At 41.3% G+C, this 16003-nt stretch carries 18 protein-coding genes; 9 read left to right on the top strand and 9 right to left on the bottom strand.

Translation table 11 applies throughout. From position 1 onward, the window contains the following. Window positions 1-339 precede the first annotated feature (339 nt). Both FTU95_RS04620 and FTU95_RS14995 read left to right on the top strand, forming a co-directional pair. Window positions 340-786: a hypothetical protein gene (locus tag FTU95_RS04620; protein ID WP_051064989.1), complete on the top strand. Its 447-nt coding sequence runs from the start codon at window positions 340-342 to the stop codon at window positions 784-786. Between the two features lie 352 nt (window positions 787-1138). Continuing rightward, entirely contained in the window at window positions 1139-1264 is a 126-nt protein-coding gene (locus tag FTU95_RS14995; RefSeq protein ID WP_005170067.1) for a KGW motif small protein, read from the top strand. A 189-nt stretch (window positions 1265-1453) separates the two neighbouring features. Here FTU95_RS14995 and FTU95_RS04625 read toward each other — a convergent pair whose 3' ends face one another. After that, entirely contained in the window at window positions 1454-3196 is a 1743-nt protein-coding gene (locus FTU95_RS04625; RefSeq protein WP_159516072.1) for an FAD-dependent monooxygenase, read from the bottom strand. Between the two features lie 171 nt (window positions 3197-3367). On the opposite strand from FTU95_RS04625, the gene FTU95_RS04630 reads away from it, so the two are divergent. The 3 genes from FTU95_RS04630 to FTU95_RS04640 all read left to right on the top strand — a co-directional run bounded on the left by FTU95_RS04630 (window position 3368) and on the right by FTU95_RS04640 (window position 6200). After that, window positions 3368-4243, top strand: a complete 876-nt coding sequence (locus tag FTU95_RS04630; RefSeq protein WP_074383351.1) for a LysR substrate-binding domain-containing protein — start codon at window positions 3368-3370, stop codon at window positions 4241-4243. Between the two features lie 29 nt (window positions 4244-4272). After that, window positions 4273-4590 (top strand): NGG1p interacting factor NIF3, encoded by a 318-nt coding sequence (locus FTU95_RS04635; RefSeq protein WP_074383350.1) that lies wholly within the window; start codon window positions 4273-4275, stop codon window positions 4588-4590. Window positions 4591-4730: 140 nt separating this feature from the next. Continuing rightward, on the top strand, window positions 4731-6200 hold the full coding sequence (locus tag FTU95_RS04640; RefSeq protein WP_180077724.1) for a carotenoid oxygenase family protein: 1470 nt from the start codon (window positions 4731-4733) through the stop codon (window positions 6198-6200). 226 nt (window positions 6201-6426) lie between these two features. On the opposite strand, the gene FTU95_RS04645 is transcribed toward FTU95_RS04640, so the two are convergent. Continuing rightward, window positions 6427-7230, bottom strand: coding sequence for a nitroreductase family protein (locus FTU95_RS04645; RefSeq protein WP_180077727.1), 804 nt, complete (start codon window positions 7228-7230; stop codon window positions 6427-6429). A gap of 73 nt (window positions 7231-7303) precedes the next feature. Beyond that, window positions 7304-8104, bottom strand: a complete 801-nt coding sequence (locus FTU95_RS04650) for an enoyl-CoA hydratase-related protein (protein ID WP_005097587.1) — start codon at window positions 8102-8104, stop codon at window positions 7304-7306. Between the two features lie 101 nt (window positions 8105-8205). Between FTU95_RS04650 and FTU95_RS04655 the strand changes: the two genes are divergently transcribed. Next, window positions 8206-8775 (top strand): nicotinate-nicotinamide nucleotide adenylyltransferase, encoded by a 570-nt coding sequence (locus FTU95_RS04655; RefSeq protein WP_005097586.1) that lies wholly within the window; start codon window positions 8206-8208, stop codon window positions 8773-8775. A gap of 5 nt (window positions 8776-8780) precedes the next feature. Here FTU95_RS04655 and FTU95_RS04660 read toward each other — a convergent pair whose 3' ends face one another. Continuing rightward, window positions 8781-9686, bottom strand: coding sequence for a LysR family transcriptional regulator ArgP (locus tag FTU95_RS04660; protein ID WP_100329049.1), 906 nt, complete (start codon window positions 9684-9686; stop codon window positions 8781-8783). A 103-nt stretch (window positions 9687-9789) separates the two neighbouring features. Here FTU95_RS04660 and FTU95_RS04665 point away from each other — a divergent pair, with 103 nt between their 5' ends. Together FTU95_RS04665 and FTU95_RS04670 are read left to right on the top strand one after the other, a co-directional pair. Further along, window positions 9790-10395 (top strand): LysE/ArgO family amino acid transporter, encoded by a 606-nt coding sequence (locus FTU95_RS04665; protein WP_005097584.1) that lies wholly within the window; start codon window positions 9790-9792, stop codon window positions 10393-10395. A 453-nt stretch (window positions 10396-10848) separates the two neighbouring features. Next, complete coding sequence (locus tag FTU95_RS04670; RefSeq protein ID WP_051064995.1) at window positions 10849-11412, top strand: YceI family protein; 564 nt, start codon at window positions 10849-10851, stop codon at window positions 11410-11412. 166 nt (window positions 11413-11578) lie between these two features. Here the strand turns inward: FTU95_RS04670 and FTU95_RS04675 are convergent, their stop codons facing one another. The 5 genes from FTU95_RS04675 to dapD form a co-directional block, all read right to left on the bottom strand. Continuing rightward, complete coding sequence (locus FTU95_RS04675; protein WP_005170083.1) at window positions 11579-12037, bottom strand: peroxiredoxin; 459 nt, start codon at window positions 12035-12037, stop codon at window positions 11579-11581. Window positions 12038-12117: 80 nt separating this feature from the next. Beyond that, a complete protein-coding gene (locus FTU95_RS04680; RefSeq protein WP_005170085.1) occupies window positions 12118-12531 on the bottom strand; it encodes a hypothetical protein in 414 nt (137 codons plus the stop codon). Between the two features lie 16 nt (window positions 12532-12547). Continuing rightward, complete coding sequence (queC, locus tag FTU95_RS04685; RefSeq protein WP_005170088.1) at window positions 12548-13216, bottom strand: 7-cyano-7-deazaguanine synthase QueC; 669 nt, start codon at window positions 13214-13216, stop codon at window positions 12548-12550. Between the two features lie 35 nt (window positions 13217-13251). Continuing rightward, window positions 13252-13962 (bottom strand): 7-carboxy-7-deazaguanine synthase QueE, encoded by a 711-nt coding sequence (queE, locus tag FTU95_RS04690; protein WP_100355703.1) that lies wholly within the window; start codon window positions 13960-13962, stop codon window positions 13252-13254. A 131-nt stretch (window positions 13963-14093) separates the two neighbouring features. Further along, window positions 14094-14915, bottom strand: a complete 822-nt coding sequence (dapD, locus tag FTU95_RS04695; protein WP_005097576.1) for a 2,3,4,5-tetrahydropyridine-2,6-dicarboxylate N-succinyltransferase — start codon at window positions 14913-14915, stop codon at window positions 14094-14096. 319 nt (window positions 14916-15234) lie between these two features. On the opposite strand from dapD, the gene carO reads away from it, so the two are divergent. After that, on the top strand, window positions 15235-15966 hold the full coding sequence (carO, locus tag FTU95_RS04700; protein WP_180077729.1) for an ornithine uptake porin CarO: 732 nt from the start codon (window positions 15235-15237) through the stop codon (window positions 15964-15966). Window positions 15967-16003: the final 37 nt, after the last annotated feature.

Here is a 16003-nt window from a genome sequence, read left to right on the forward strand (position 1 = left end):
AAATAACGGCAATAACCATTTTAGGACTCGTTTCCTATAGTCTGGTTTATTTGACTCTCTTCGAAAAAATGTCGGATGAGCTGTATAGTCCACATTTAAAAATCATCTTGTGTTTAGCTTTGCATTTGATCGCTGTTGCGATCTTTTATATGAAATATCGTAAACACTACAGATCTACTAAATCATGAAAATATATTGAGATTCAGGATAGATGTTGAGCTTTTTGACAATGATGATGCATATAAAATAAAGAGGTACCTCATGCCAAGAATATTTATCAGATTCTCAAGGTGCATTTTACTTATTTCACTATTCACATTGGCGGGGTGTGATACATACATGTGGCGAGCTAATATCAAGCATTTAGATGAAATAAAACAAAGTGGTTATTTGCCGAAACTCAATCGTGATCGCGATATCGAAGGCCCTGATGTGAATCAAAACGGAATTCGTGATGATATTGATCTCTATATTGAAAAGAATTTTATAAATATGGAACAAAGACAGGCGGTAAAACAATTGGCTATGGTTCTGCAAGAGAGCTTATTACTCGATACTTCTCAGCAATACCCGCTACGAAAAATTGCATTTGAAAAATCGCGCGCGATAGGCTGCATTTACGAGCGTTTTTCTCAAGATACTTTGTACAAACCATCCAATGTCGTTCAGCATGTCATTGCAGTCACCACAAACACAAAACAGCGCTTTAAGGCGTATTTAGCTTTTAGTAAAGCGATGGATGGTAAAAGTATCACACTTCCAAATGAGAACTTATGTAATGAATAATTCATGCTTACAGCAAAGTCACTTCTCATGTGGAAATATCAGAAAATTACTAATCATTAATTTTCTTAATTTTTAATAAATAACATTTAAAAATACTAACTTAATTATACTTTATGGAAAAATAATTTAAAAATATCTATAATTACTTAATTCGTATCCACCTTGGGGTGGATTTTTGCTTTTTAAGCATTCTGATTTTTTAATTTAACTTCTCCCACTGAACTTGGTTTAGATTTTGCTTTCATATTGTATATAAAGTGCTATGGTATGTTTTATGCACAACTTTATTGCAATATAAAAGAAAGATGGAATAGATCAGTTCAGTATCAATTCTCAAGTATGAGGTGATGACATGGCTAAAACACTTAGAATAATGGATAAGGCAGCAATGCGTCAGAAAGGCTGGATGTTGTTTGCTATTGTCGTAGGACTACAAATATTGTTTGTTGTGGGCAGTTATTTGATGCAGGGTTCTTGATATTTGGCTTTAAAAAAGCCACCGAGAGGTGGTTTTTTAGTTTTGTTTCTATATTTGCTTTTGTTCGGGCATGAGGAACATTGCTCCGAAAGACAAAACCCCTTCGTCAGACTGATAGAATGACTATATCCCACAGGCTGACAGGTGACATCCATGTCGATGGTCAATTAAATATGATTGATGGAATAGTTAGATTATGAGTTGAACTTGCTTCAATACCGCCTTTAACGTATTTTCATAATCAAAAGATGCATTGGTACTGTCCTGATAACGCCAAGCCACATAACCATCTGGACGAACCAGCACCGCACCTGATTCATGAACTTCAGACTTGGCATTCCAAGTACCATAGACATCACGATACTCACGTGAACCAATCTGAATTACATCTAAATAAGGTAAATCTAGAGCCTCGGCAGCCAATCTCCAGCCTTTGCCTGATAAACCTGTCAGTAAGGTAAAACGGCCTTTACCGCTAATATCCAAAGTGGATTGCTTTTGGCCTTTGCTATTGATTAGCCAGGTATGTGGAACTTTGGCACCCGGACGAGTCGTGGCTTGCAGATAAAGCTGTTCATCTTTGTCAAAGATCTCGGGCTCAGCTTCATTCATTACCGCATTTGAGCTATAGCGCTGATTCAGTTCAACACCTTGGGCATTAAATTCAAAATGCTTAATTTCAAGTGCTTCAAATAACTTTTTACGAATTTTGGCACCTTGCTCATCTTCAGCAAAAATACGTTCCAGCATTTGTTTTTGCGTAGTGATGCCTTGGTCAAAACCAAAGACTTCTTTTAAATGCTTATAGTCAAAACGGGACTGGTTGGCACGTGCGACAATCTGCTTGCCTACAGGCGCACGTTCAGACGTATATGAATCGAGGAGGGAAGGTGCGGCCCAACCTTTGATTGCATAGGTGAGTTTCCAGCCAAGGTTAAACGCATCCTGCATACAGGTATTTGAACCTAAACCGCTTGAAGGCGGGTGACGGTGTACAGCATCACCACCACAGAACACGCGGCCTTTAGAGTATTCAGTTGCCCAAGTCTGGTTTACATACCAGTAGGACAGTTTTTGGATTTCGACATCTTCCACTTCAGCGCCAACAAATGTATTCAGACGCGATCGAACCTGTTCTTCAGTCACTTGTGGCTCGCCTTTGGAAATGTCAAAGCCCCAGCCCATAATCCATTCATTCCAAGGCGTAATGGCACGTAGCAAGCCCATACCGAGATCACCAAAGCTGGCTTCAGGATTGACGATCCATTGCAGAATCGCAGGGCGGTGCTGAACATATTTGCTTAGATCGGCTTTAAAAGTCACATAGACTGTACCCGCACGCGCCATCACACCTTCGAGTGGTAGCTCAAGTTGCTCAACCACTTTTGAGCGTGCGCCATCCATACCAATCAGATATTTGGCTCTTAAACTAAATTCTGTGTTGGTAATCCGGTTCAGGAAAGTAGCGGTGACACCATTTTCATCCTGAACATGCGATAAATATTCAGTATTGAAGTTATAGATTGCACCGCGCTCACCGGCATTCTTGACCAGTAAGGCTTCCATTTTCGGCTGAATCAAATCCACCAATGGACATGGACTGCCTTTGATATAGTCGCCATGACGTTCATCACCTGTGCCCCAAGCGCTTAAACGGGCAATTTCTTCACCGACCAGACTGGTGGTAATCAGGCTTTCGCCCATGTGTTCCCACGGTGTCGCAATTTCTTTGACTTGTTCTTCAATGCCTAAATCACGTAATACTTCCATAGCACGCTGATTGGTAATATGTGCACGTGGACTATTGGCCAGCCAGTTAAACTGTGTGAAGAGTTGAACTTTAATTCCATAGTTTGCCAGTGCTAAACCTAAGGTCGATCCTGCAGGTCCTGTGCCAATTACCAATACGTCAGTATCGTAATGCTGTGTCATACATGACTCCATGTGTCTGTCTGAAGAACAAGATTTGAATATATTTACAATCCAGTGTAGTGAAATTCAGGCAATACAATAGGAGTATTCATATAAACTATAGGTCTATTGAGATTCTTACTACTTTCTCGTTTGGCAGCTTAAAATGCCTGAGAATATGCGGCTGAGTTTATGGAACTTCGACATTTACGTGCTTTTTTAACAGTAGCTCAGGAACAGAGTTTTACCAAAGCAGCAGATAAGCTGTTCACGGCGCAGCCTTCTTTAAGTCAGCAGATTAAGGATCTGGAGCAGGAAGTCGGTGTAATGCTGTTTGATCGTTCATCCCGGCAAATCAAACTGACCGATGAGGGGCAAGCTTTTCTGATTCATGCTGAACAGGCGCTTGAAAGTGCCAAACTGGCAGTTGCCGCGGCGCGTCAGGTGGCGCAGCAGAAAAATAACCAGATCCATATTGGCTTTTTAAATGTTGCAGAACTGAAAGTGATGCCAAATATTCTGGCCAAACTGAAGCAGAATATTCCTGATTTAAAAATTCATCTGCATAGTCTGACCTGTATGGAGCAGATTCAACGCCTGAAAAATGCCGAGTTGGATTTGAGCTTTACCCGCTATTGTCTGCAACATCCCGATTTTAACAATATTCATTTAATGAATGAACAGATTTATCTGGTGGCAGCCGAGCATTTACATCCCACAGATCGGCCATTGAAGTTACAAGAACTGAAAAATCATCAGTTGATTATGTGTGAGCAAAATGCCTCGCCAGTCTTTTATGCGCAGTTGAATCACCTGATGTCTTTTGAACAATTGCAGCATGATCAAATGCTGTGGGTTACCAATGTGTTGCAACATATTAACCTGATCAATATGGGCATGGGTTTTAGCTTCGTCCCGGAATATCTGCTGCGTTTTTTAAATGAGCATGTGAAAATCGTGCAAACAGATCAAGTCCTGCCACAATTAGGACTTTATGCAACATTTAACAAGAATTCTGATAATTCTGCATTGAATATTATTACCCAGGCACTGGACAATAGATCTTAAATAAGCCATTGAAAAGGTTGAAGGGAAACATGCTAAAACTCATTTATTATGTACCAGATGAACATCTTGAAGTGACTAAGGAAGCCTTATTTAAAGCGGGTGCAGGCGGCATCGGAGATTATACCCACTGTGCCTGGCAGGTATTGGGAACAGGGCAGTTTAAAGCGCAGCAAGGTGCAGATCCTTATATTGGTGAAGTCGGGGAATTAGAGCAGGTTGAAGAGTGGCGAGTAGAAATGCTGGTTGCTGATGAAAAGGCGGTCGAGGTCGCCAAAGCTCTGAAAGCAAGCCATCCTTATGAAGAGCCTGCTTTTGAGTTTATTCAGCTCCTGAATATTAAAGTCTAAACGTGCAACCTTATTGCTGCTAGAGGTAATGGTGCGCATCGTGTTTTAGCGTACCATCAGCTTATCTGTTTAAAATGATTAACCTCCTTTTATGAGTATAAAATCAGTCATCATCATAAAAATAAAACAGGAAAATAATAATGCAGTGGTCAAAACAGCTCGGCAATATCCTCAAGAATACGCTCAGTAAAACTATCAAACATGGTGCGGGAATCCTGCATAGCCGCATTCCCTATTCTCATGACAATCCCTATCTGGATGGCATATTTGCACCCCAGAGACAGGAGCATTTTGCTACTCAATTGATGGTAGATGGGCAAATTCCTGTAGAACTAGAAGGTGCGCTGATGCGGATTGGCCCGAATCCGATCACGGTAAAGAACCCACGAAATTATCACTGGTTCACCGGTGACGGCATGATTCACGCGCTGAAACTCAAAGCTGGTGAAGCACATTGCTATAAAAGTGCTTATGTCGGATCGGCCAGTGTGCAGAAAAAATTGCATAGACCCCAGATTTTAGGGAAAACGCGTGGAATCGCGGATGCGGTCAATACCAATATCATCCACTTTGCCGGGAAAATCTGGGCACTGGTCGAAGCGGGGGCTTATCCGATCGAAGTAAATCGTGAACTGGAATCAAAACGGCATCAACTTTTTGAAAATGATCAGGATTTACCGTTTACGGCTCATCCGCATATCGACCCGGAAACAGGAGATATTCATGCGGTTTGTTATGATGCCTTGAATCATCATCAGGTTTTTTATTTACATATTGATGCTCAAGGCAAACTGCAACATCATGTCGAAATTCCAGTCAAACATGGCCCGATGGTGCATGACTGTGCCATTACTCAATCTCAGGTGCTGATTCTGGATTTGAATGTCAACTTTTCTATGCGTAGTGCCTTAAAAGGCTCACTATTACCCTATCAATGGAATCCTAAACATCAGGCTCGTATAGGTATGCTGCCTTTTGGTGGCAGTGCGGCAGACATCCGCTGGTATGAGATTGATCCCTGTTTTATTTTTCATACGGTCAATGCTTATGACCTGAACACAGGTGATGTAGTGATGGATGCAGTGGTACATTCCAAGGCACTGGTCAGTTCCATTCAGGGACCAATAGAAGATCAGGAGATTCGGCTGGAAAGATTGATCTTCGAGCAGCAAACAGGAAAAGTCACTCGAACTGTATTATCCAATATCAAGCAGGAATTTCCGCGGATCAATGAAGCCTATACAGGGCGACCTTATCGCTATGCCTATAGTGTTTCCTTTGCCGGCTTTGATGATCCTTATCATGTTAGCAGTAATACACTCTTGTACCATGATCTGGAAACCGGCAGTACAGCAAGCTATTCCTTTGGAGCAAACTGGGTTACAGGTGAGGCAGTTTTTGTCGCCCGAGAAGGTGCTCAAACAGAAAATGATGGCTGGCTGATGTCTTATCTACACGCCTTGGATGGCAGTCCATCGAAAGTGGTGATTTTAGATGCGCAATATATTCAGAAGGGGCCTATTGCCACGATTCATTTACCGGTTCGTGTACCCGTCGGATTTCATTGTAACTGGATGGATGACCGGAAATTGAGAACTTATTATTCTTAGATTTTGATGATGCATAAGCACTTTGGGTGCTGGCACAGTCTCATATCGCGTGAAGATTTAAATCTTTATTTAATAGGTTGATGTTACTTTGAAGGATGAGAAGGGTAGGTCTAAATTAACCGAGATCCCCGGTTAGGCAGAAAATTCATTTCTGAATCTCTGCCTAAGAGTGGTATTCATATCGCCAAGAATATCAAATCAAGGATTTATTCTTTTATTGCTGCTGTTAAACTTTCTGGATAAACAACTCACGATCAAAACGGTATTGCGGGAAGAACACGCCGTCTTTGGCGCGTTCACCTGCACCAATCACCATGACTGGATATTGCTGATCATTTAAGCCCAAGAGATCGCGTACCATCGGTTCATCAAAGCCTTCCATCATGCAGCTGTCAAAACCATAAGCACGTAAGGCCAAGACCAGATTTTCGCAAGCCAGTGCCGTTGTTTTGGTTGCCCAAAGTTTGGCATCACTTGGACTAAAGGCAGAAACAGGCATCTGTTTATCTAAAGTGCGGGCAACTTTGAAAGCCACTTTCTTAAAGTTACCAAAGACATTTAAATAACCGGTTTTATAGTTATATGGAATGTATTTATAGTATTTTTTGATGGCAGCTGGTGCTTCCGGATATGGAAATTCATTGACATTCCGTTTGGCCATTTCATCAATACGGTCGGTACGTGCCACACAGATAATCAGCTCAGAAGCCGTTTTTGCTGCCAGTTGGCTCATGCAGGCTTTGACCAGTCGCTTTTTCTTCGCCGGGTTTTGTACCACATAAAATGTCCAGGGCTGCAAGTTTGACGAATTGGGAGCCAGCAACGCCAGATCCAGACAAGCATCAAGTACATCTTCTGGAATTGGTGTTTTGGTAAATTTACGCACTGAACGACGACTTTCGATCACTTTACGGAAATTATCAACATCAATATCCTGCGGAGCAGGTTCATAATGACGTTTTTTATCAGGATTGGCGCTATCAATGGTTTCAGTAGACTGGGCAATAATGGATGAATTTTCAGTAGACATATTCTTTATTCTTACAGGTAAAGGAATCAATGAGGCAGTCTAAACCAGCTCATTGAGATCCTAAGTTTGAAAATTAGTTGAATTGTGTGAAATCAGGTTTACGTTTTTGCATAAAAGCTTGTACGGCTTCCAGCATTTCCGGAGAGCCAACGCGCTGCATGAAAATTTCTGCTTCATGGTCGATGCAGGCCACAATTTCATCCAGATTATGTTTCATCAAGGCTTTGGTTTGCTTCAAAGACGCCAAAGGTAATGCTGCTAAAGTCTGCGCCTGTTTTTGTGCAGCCGCATAGGCATCTTCTTCAATACTATTCACCAGACCGGCACCGAGTGCTTTTTCGCTATTGAATTTTTGTGCAGTCAGCAATAATTCAGCCGCTTTATGATAGCCCGCCTGCTGAATCAGCAATTTGCTTGAAGCGCCTTCAGGCGATAGGCCCAGACTGACAAATGGAATCTGGAACAGGGCAGTATTGTCACTATAGACCAAGTCACAATGCAATAAGATGGTTACCCCAATCCCGATTGCAACGCCACGTACCGCTGCAATTAAAGGCTTGGAAAACTTGGCAGCCGCTTTGAGTAAAATAAAGGGCGGGCCTTCAGCCGCAGGGGCCTGACCTTTTTTCGCAGCAGATTTCATGAAATCCTGCATATCATTGCCCGCGCTAAAGTCCGTGTCCTGACCGCGTAACACCACCACACGCACCTGATTGTCCTGATCTGCTTCATCGAGCGCTTGAGCAATCCATAAATACAGCTCGCTGTATAAGGCATTTTTCGCTTCCGGGCGATTGATGGCTAAAGTGAGTACGCCATGTTCTAAATTCGCATGCAAATGCTCATGAGGTTGTTGAATACAGCTCAGTGTCATCGTACTATCCTTGCTTTAAAACTTAATTTGATTTTATGAGATTGATTATGTCGCATATTTATTGGGGCGGCACAACTCATGAGTCATAAAAATGATCTGTTATGAACTATACATTTGATTATCTGGTTTTCATTGGCCGTTTTCAGCCTTTTCATCTGGCGCATATGCAAACCATTCAGATTGCTTTGGAACACAGTCAAAATGTGATTTTGGCCCTTGGTTCTGCGCAGAATGAACGCAATATCAAAAATCCATTTCTGGCTTCGGAACGTGAAGCCATGATCCTTGCAAATTTTAGTCCGGAAGATCAGGCGCGGATTCAATTTGTAGAAGTCATTGATGTTTATAATGATGAAAAATGGCAAAAACTGGTGAAATCGCTGATAAATCAGGCCATAGAACCGAATGCCAAAGTCGGACTGATTGGACATTTTAAAGATGATTCTTCATATTATTTAAAATTTTTCCCGGAATGGGAAATGGTCGAACTGGAAAGCCTAGAAGGTGCTTTATCCGCTACGCCGATGCGTGAAGCTTATTATCGCGGTGAAATTCAACGGGATAAATTTCCACAAGGCACGATTGAGTTTCTAGAGCAATTCCAGCATACCGAAACCTATCAGCAACTCAGTCAAAAATTTGTCCAGAAGGATAAAAGCAATCTGGCCTGACTCGATCAGATGGCTAGAGGCTGATTCATGGTGGTCTGAGCATGCTGTTTTAAACATTCACCCAGAATCGCCAGAGCAGGAGACTGCTGTTTCCAGTGATGCCAATACAAGGGGACTTCAATTCGCATTTCACCGGAAAGTTCAATCAATTGTCCTGATTCCAGCAAATGCCGGGTTTGATAATCCGGCAACCAGCCATAACCCAAGCCCATGACAATGGCATCAAAAAATGCATGCGTCGATGGAATAAAAAAGTGAGGATATTGTGCCGGACTCAGGCCAAATTCTTGCTGGATATACTGGGTATGCAACTGGTCTTTTTCATTAAACAGAATCGCCGGTGCGTGGCGTAAGGCATCACGATGTATTCCTTGTTGAAACCAGTTCCGGGCAAATTCAGGCGTGGCAACCAGACGGTAGTGCATTTGTCCAATCCGCTCGGCCAGACAGCCTTTCATGGCTTTGGCTTCAGTGCTCAAACAGGCATTGACCAGTCCGGCTTCCAGTAAATGATGGGTTTGTGATTGGTCATCCAGTTGAAAATGCAGCACAATTTTATGCTGGATCAGTTGGGCTTGTAAGGTCGGCAATAACCAGGTCGCAAGTGAATCGGCATTGGTGGCAATATTCAGACAGTAAAAACCTTCCTGTTGTACCTGTCCGCCCAAATCCTGCATCAAATTCTGTTCTAGCAAACGCTGATGCTGTAAATAATGCAATAAAGTTTGTCCAGATTGAGTCACGCGACAAGGCCGGTCTCTCACCAGCAGCAAGTGTCCCAATTGTTTTTCCAGACTCTGAACACGAAGGGTCACTGCTGAGGCAGTAATATTGAGTTGTTCTGCCGCCAGATCAAAACTTCCAGTTTTTGCAACCGCGTAAAAAGCATCACATTGTTTCGCATTCAGCATCGCTACAATCTAAGAAAAATTTAGTTAAATTGATATTAACTTAGTTTTAATGAATAGCTTCCTTTTTGTTGAATAATTCATGTATTCAAAAAAGGGGAATGTGATGTTCAGTTATATGGTCAGTGGCTTTGCTGTAGGTATGAGCCTGATTGTCAGTATCGGGGCGCAGAATGCCTTTGTACTAAAACAGGGTTTAAAACAGCAGCATATCTTCCTGGTCTGTTTGACGTGTGCCTTGTCTGATACTATTTTGATATTATTAGGTGTTTTTGGTTTTGCTCACATCATTGAACATTATCCAAATGCGGTTATGTTTTCTAAATATATTGGCGCAGGATTCCTGTTTTATTATGGTCTGCAACATGCAATCAATGCATTTAAATCAACAGAAGTTTTGGCTCCAAGTGATCAAGTTACAGCACATTTTTTACAAGTGTTGATGATCTGTCTGGCATTTACTTGGTTAAACCCGCATGTTTATTTAGAAACCGTCATCCTGATTGGTTCAATTTCAACGCAATATAGCCTAGGAAAATGGTGGTTTGCGCTTGGTGCTGTGTGTGCATCCTGGTTTTTCTTTTTTAGCTTGGGCTATGGGGCAAAGATATTGACACCCTGGTTTCAGCATCGCCATGCCTGGAAGGTTCTGGATGCTCTCATTGCTTGTACCATGTGGATCGTCGCAGGGTCATTAATTCTAAGCATTTAATTCAACTGGTAATATAAAAATCCTCAATTGAGGATTTTTATATTTTGAACAAGAGAATGCGAGTAAGGTCTGTAATTGATATTTGTCTAAACATTCTGTTTAAACATTTTTCAAAGAGAATCACAATAGAAAATGGAGTTTGCAGTGCTCGCTGTGTAAGCAAATTTTACTTCAGATTTTGTTGGAATATATGATCATATTTAGGAGATGAATTTTAAAATCAAACTATTAACAGTCTCCATTCGATGAGTATACTTCGATTAAGCCATTTCTTAAAAATAAATACTAACGATTATTTTTTCCATTAGTCACTAAGGGTTTTACAAAAACTTCAGTTAACTGGTATAAAAATAACGAAAACAAAAATTCTAAAACTGAAAAGAAAATTTAATTTCAGCTTGAAGCGTGTATCTAAATCCGATCAATAAGAAATTAAACAAGGTGGATTTAAAATTGAAAACAACAATAAAAACTGGACTGATTGGCCTGGCAATCTGTTTATTTTTCAGCAGTCAGACTTTTGCAAAATCATGGACGCTCACTCCTAAAAGTGATGTCGGCTTTGAGATCAAGTCAATGGGACTGACTGTGGTCAAAGCCAAGTTTAATCAGGTGCAATCCAGCATGCAGTTTGATGCCAAAGCACCGCAAAATGCTTCAACGCATCTGGTCATGGATGTCGAGAGTTTGAGTTTTAATAAACCGTTATTGAAACATATGATTTTGGGTGAAGACCTTTTTTATGTTGAAAAATACAAAACGGTAAGTTTTAAAAGTATCCAGTTTAAAGACCTGGGCAATGGTAAATACAATGTTTTAGGCAATTTGACTTTGCGTGGTGTGACCAAACCGGTGATTTTTGAAACAACCTTTAAGTCGAGTCTGTCTAATGACAACTTGCTCGAAGTCCAGGCATTTGCAGTGATTAACCGCAGTGATTTCGGCATGAGAAAGGGGATCGCAGGCGTAGGGGAGAAAGTGAATCTGCATCTCTCGGGTCATTGTGAAGTTAATTAAGGGTGTTTAAATACAGTCTTTTTTCAGATTAATAGACTGCTGCATGTCTATTGCTTAGCTTTAAAAATTGAAGCATAGAAGACATATAAAATGCTTGTATTACATCAAAGTAATCACAAAAAAAGCCCGATTTTTTCGAGCTTTTATCCTTGCAGGAAATAGTCAATTAAGCACTTTGCAGAGCTTTTAAATCTTCCAGGACTTGTTCGGCATGACCTGCGGCTTTGACTTTACGATATTCTTTGACCAGTTCGCCGTTATGGAAAATAAAAGTCGAACGCTCGATCCCCATGACTTGTTTGCCATACATGTTTTTTTCTTTAATCACATCAAAGTGATTACACAGGATTTCTTCTTTATCACTGATCAGATTAATACTCAGATTCTGCTTTTCAGTAAAGTTTTGATGGGCTTTGACCGAATCACGAGATACGCCAATAATTGTGGTATTTAAAGCATCAAACTGGTCTTTTAAACAAGAAAATCCGACGGCTTGAGTGGTACAACCCGGAGTAGAATCTTTAGGATAAAAATAAATCACTAGCCATTCTGTATCCAGCTGGGTTAAATTGATTTCAGCTGTCGTTGCAGGGAAACTCTGGTCAAGCAAACTGATGGCAGTCATATTAACTCCTGTTTTATTTAAATTTTTCAAAAAAATAAGCCACATTATAGTGGCTTATTTCATCAAAGAATAATGAGATATTATTTCTTCGGCGCAGCTTGAGCTGATTTCATTGCTTCTTCAGTCAAAGTTTTCAGTTTGCCTGTTAACTGTGGACCAAAACATGCTTGCAGGTCTTTATTCTGCTTCTGTACAAAAGCTAAAGTTCCAGGACTTTTCTTCTGATTAATGGTGCTTTGGATTTCCCATTTTTGTGCATTGGTTAGTTTACCATCTGCTTCAACAGCGCAAGTACAATATTTACTGACTTCAGCAGCGGTCAGTTTTTTACCTTTGCCAGTTTCATCTTTACAAACATTGATCAATGCAGATTTTACATTGGTGCTTTTATAAGCTTGTTGTAATTTGTCATCAGCTGCCTGAGCCGTTGTTGCGAACATAGCAGCAGCTGAAACAATTGCTGAAAGCACGATGCTTGATTTTAAATTCTTCATAAACTCTACCTTGTTATTACGGTATATAACGTGTCGGGTCTTCAACACCTGCGTCCGCAAAACCCTGTTTACGTAAACGGCAACTGTCACATTTGCCACAGGCACGTCCTTGGTCATCTGCTTGATAGCATGACACCGTTTGACTGTAGTCTACGCCATGTTCAATACCTAAGCGAATAATATTTGCTTTGGATAAATGTAACAAAGGTGTTTCAAATTTGAGCGCCTGACCCTCTACGCCAACCTTGGTCGCAAGGCGTGCCATGTTGGCAAATGCGTCAATAAATTCCGGTCGGCAATCCGGATAGCCCGAGTAATCAACCGCATTAATTCCGATCACAATTGCTTCGGCTTTAAATACTTCCGCAGCGGCTAAAGCATAAGACAGGAAGATGGTATTACGTGCCGGAACATAGGTAATCGGGATACCGGCTTGTTCATGATCAGGCACCTCAATGCTATGATCGGTAAGGGCTGAGCCACCCAGATTGCCCAGATCAATATTAATCACACGATGTTCCACACCGGCAGCTTGAGTCAGTGCTTTGGCTGCATCTAGCTCTGTGGTTGAACGCTGACCATACTTAAAACTGATCGCGATACATTCGTAGCGTGCCTGTGCCCAAGCCAGACATGTAGTTGAGTCTAATCCGCCAGATAACAGAACAATGGCACGAGGGCGCATAAGCTGATTCTCCAAAAAAGTAACTTTACAAAAAATTAACGACCAGTTTCATCATTCCATAACAACTTGTGCAGCTGTAACTGGAAACGAACAGGGAGATGGTCTTCTAAAATCCACTGAGCCAAATCACGCGCCAGTTGCGGTAAACGAACCGCGCCTTTTTCAACCGCAAATGCAGGCGAGAACCAGACTGTACTGACTTTCTCTTGAAGCTGATACTGTTCAAGCTGCTGCTTTGACCATTCATAGTCTTCACGGTTGCAGATCACAAACTTGATTTGATCATGTGGCGTTAAATGATCCAGATTGGATAACAAATTTCGTGCAACTTCACCTGAAGTTGGGGTTTTTAAATCTAGAACTTTGGAAACGCGCGAGTCTACTTTAGCAACATCTAAAGCGCCACTGGTCTCTAAAGAAACCTCACAACCTAAATCAGCAAGGCGCTGCATTAAAGGCAGGGCATTCGGTTGAGCCAGTGGTTCACCACCGGTCACACAGACATAGGGTGTTTTAAAATCGAGCGTGGTCTGAATAATTTCATCCAGAGACTGACGCTGACCACCTTCAAATGAATAGGTGGTGTCACAGTATGTACAGCGTAACGGGCAGCCGGTTAAGCGGATAAAAACCGTTGGCAAGCCCGCAGCATTGGCTTCACCTTGTAATGAATAGAAGATCTCCGTAATGCGTAAACCCGCAGACGGATCAGAAACTGGAATTGCGGAAGAACGAAGCGTATTCATAACAAAACTAACCACTGAGAAATAAATAACCGGGTATAAAAATAAAAATCCCTACGATCATGACTGATCGTAGAGACGGGGAGCGCTTGAAGCTCCGAGGAACACCAATGTGCCCTCTAAGTTAAGACATATTAGTCTTCGCGTAATAGATCGTTCAGGCTGGTTTTAGAACGAGTTTGCGCATCTACTTTTTTCACGATAATCGCAGCATAAAGGCTGTAAGTACCACATTTAGAAGGCAGACTACCTGCAACAACGACTGAACCTGCTGGTACGCGACCATAGTGAATTTCACCAGTGGCACGGTCATAAATCTTGGTCGATTGACCAATGAATACGCCCATTGAAATTACAGAACCTTCTTCAACGATCACGCCTTCAACGATTTCAGAACGTGCACCGATAAAGCAGTTATCTTCAATAATAGTCGGGTTGGCCTGAAGTGGTTCAAGTACACCACCAATACCAACACCACCAGACAAGTGAACATTTTTACCAATCTGTGCACATGAACCCACAGTTGCCCATGTGTCCACCATCGTACCTTCATCTACATAGGCACCGATGTTGACATAAGAAGGCATCAAGATCACGCCTTTGGCCTGGAATGAACCTTTACGCGCCACCGCGGGAGGGACTACACGTACGCCAGCCGCTTTGAATTGTTCTTCAGTCCAGTCTGAGAATTTAGTATCTACTTTGTCATAGAAACGAAGATCACAAGCTTGCATTGGTTTGTTGTCGTTTAATTTAAATGATAACAATACCGCTTTCTTAATCCATTGATGAACAATCCATTCACCATCGATTTTTTCAGCAACACGTAAAGTACCATTGTCTAGACCAGCAATTACGTCCTCAACTGCTTGACGGATTTCAGCAGGGCAATCTGCAGCTGTGAAATTCGCACGATCTTCAAACGCTTTTTCAATGATTGTTGAAAGCTGCGACATGATCTTCCTTCCAGAAAAAAATTTTCTAGATTTTACACTATATTGCAGGAAAAATAGTTGAGCAGACTGAAAATAGATGAAAAATAGCCAAAAGTGTGGGAGGTTTGAAATAATGAATGTGATAAGTGTTATTTTTCATTATTTTAAAATGTAGTAGAAGTGTTAGAAAAAGCCAGGTTATCAACAAGAAAAACTAATTTGTATCAAAAAATAACAAAAGATCAGCAAAACATGAATAAAAAATATTTTTTAAGTCCTTTATATTGAACCCATCACGAATAACTAATGATCAAAATAAGTTCTTTTGAGGAGAGAAATAATGAAGTCTTTACATAAAATTTTAGCAGTTTCCATTTTGGCTGCAGTAGCTGGCTCTGCTATGGCTGCTGATGAAACAATCGTAACAGATGAAGGTGTGGCATCTTTTTCTTTCTTTAAACCCGCAGCTGTTCGTGCTGAAGTCGGTACTACCGGTTATGGTGGTGCACTTTCATGGAACGTGAACCCATATGTCGGCGTGACTTTAGGCTATAACGGCGGTGATATTTCCTGGTCTGATGACTTGTCAATCAATGGTTCGAAATACGATCTAGATATGGACAATAACCTGACCTATTTAAATGCTGAGATTCGTCCTTGGGCGAACTGGTTCTATATGGCAGCCGGTGTTGCATATATTGATAATGATTATGAAATTGATCGTCGAATCGGTGCTGGCGAAAGCTTTAGTGTTAATGGAACTAATTTCTTAGCAAATAGCCCAGAAGGAGCTCGTATTAATGGCGACCTATCTTACAAAAATAATCTCGCGCCTTATGTAGGGATTGGTTTCTCACCAGCAATTACTAATCGTTGGGGCGTATTTGGTGAAATTGGTGCCTATTATAATGGCAACCCAACAGTTAACTTAACTCCAACAGGATCCGCTACAACTACAATTCCTGGTAGAGATTTTGTGACCGAAGTTGGACGTGAAGAAGAAAATATTCGTAATGACAATGAATACGAATGGCTACCAGTAGCGAAACTGGGTGTCAGCTTCCGCTTCTAAGCTTGAGCTGCATAAAAAACGAGCTTCGGCTCGTTTT

It is taken from the genome of Acinetobacter sp. YH12208, assembly GCF_013418055.1.
In the GTDB taxonomy this organism is placed as follows: domain Bacteria; phylum Pseudomonadota; class Gammaproteobacteria; order Pseudomonadales; family Moraxellaceae; genus Acinetobacter; species Acinetobacter pseudolwoffii.

Bases quoted from the DNA above. Each gene is read 5' to 3' on its own strand.
- FTU95_RS04620 (WP_051064989.1), top strand. From the start codon at position 340: ATGTGGCGAGCTAATATCAAGCATTTAGATGAAATAAAACAAAGTGGT.
- FTU95_RS14995 (WP_005170067.1), top strand. From the start codon at position 1,139: ATGGCTAAAACACTTAGAATAATGGATAAGGCAGCAATGCGTCAGAAA.
- FTU95_RS04625 (WP_159516072.1), bottom strand. From the start codon at position 3,196: ATGACACAGCATTACGATACTGACGTATTGGTAATTGGCACAGGACCT.
- FTU95_RS04630 (WP_074383351.1), top strand. From the start codon at position 3,368: ATGGAACTTCGACATTTACGTGCTTTTTTAACAGTAGCTCAGGAACAG.
- FTU95_RS04635 (WP_074383350.1), top strand. From the start codon at position 4,273: ATGCTAAAACTCATTTATTATGTACCAGATGAACATCTTGAAGTGACT.
- FTU95_RS04640 (WP_180077724.1), top strand. From the start codon at position 4,731: ATGCAGTGGTCAAAACAGCTCGGCAATATCCTCAAGAATACGCTCAGT.
- FTU95_RS04645 (WP_180077727.1), bottom strand. From the start codon at position 7,230: ATGTCTACTGAAAATTCATCCATTATTGCCCAGTCTACTGAAACCATT.
- FTU95_RS04650 (WP_005097587.1), bottom strand. From the start codon at position 8,104: ATGACACTGAGCTGTATTCAACAACCTCATGAGCATTTGCATGCGAAT.
- FTU95_RS04655 (WP_005097586.1), top strand. From the start codon at position 8,206: ATGAACTATACATTTGATTATCTGGTTTTCATTGGCCGTTTTCAGCCT.
- FTU95_RS04660 (WP_100329049.1), bottom strand. From the start codon at position 9,686: ATGCTGAATGCGAAACAATGTGATGCTTTTTACGCGGTTGCAAAAACT.
- FTU95_RS04665 (WP_005097584.1), top strand. From the start codon at position 9,790: ATGTTCAGTTATATGGTCAGTGGCTTTGCTGTAGGTATGAGCCTGATT.
- FTU95_RS04675 (WP_005170083.1), bottom strand. From the start codon at position 12,037: ATGACTGCCATCAGTTTGCTTGACCAGAGTTTCCCTGCAACGACAGCT.
- FTU95_RS04680 (WP_005170085.1), bottom strand. From the start codon at position 12,531: ATGAAGAATTTAAAATCAAGCATCGTGCTTTCAGCAATTGTTTCAGCT.
- queC (WP_005170088.1), bottom strand. From the start codon at position 13,216: ATGCGCCCTCGTGCCATTGTTCTGTTATCTGGCGGATTAGACTCAACT.
- queE (WP_100355703.1), bottom strand. From the start codon at position 13,962: ATGAATACGCTTCGTTCTTCCGCAATTCCAGTTTCTGATCCGTCTGCG.
- dapD (WP_005097576.1), bottom strand. From the start codon at position 14,915: ATGTCGCAGCTTTCAACAATCATTGAAAAAGCGTTTGAAGATCGTGCG.
- carO (WP_180077729.1), top strand. From the start codon at position 15,235: ATGAAGTCTTTACATAAAATTTTAGCAGTTTCCATTTTGGCTGCAGTA.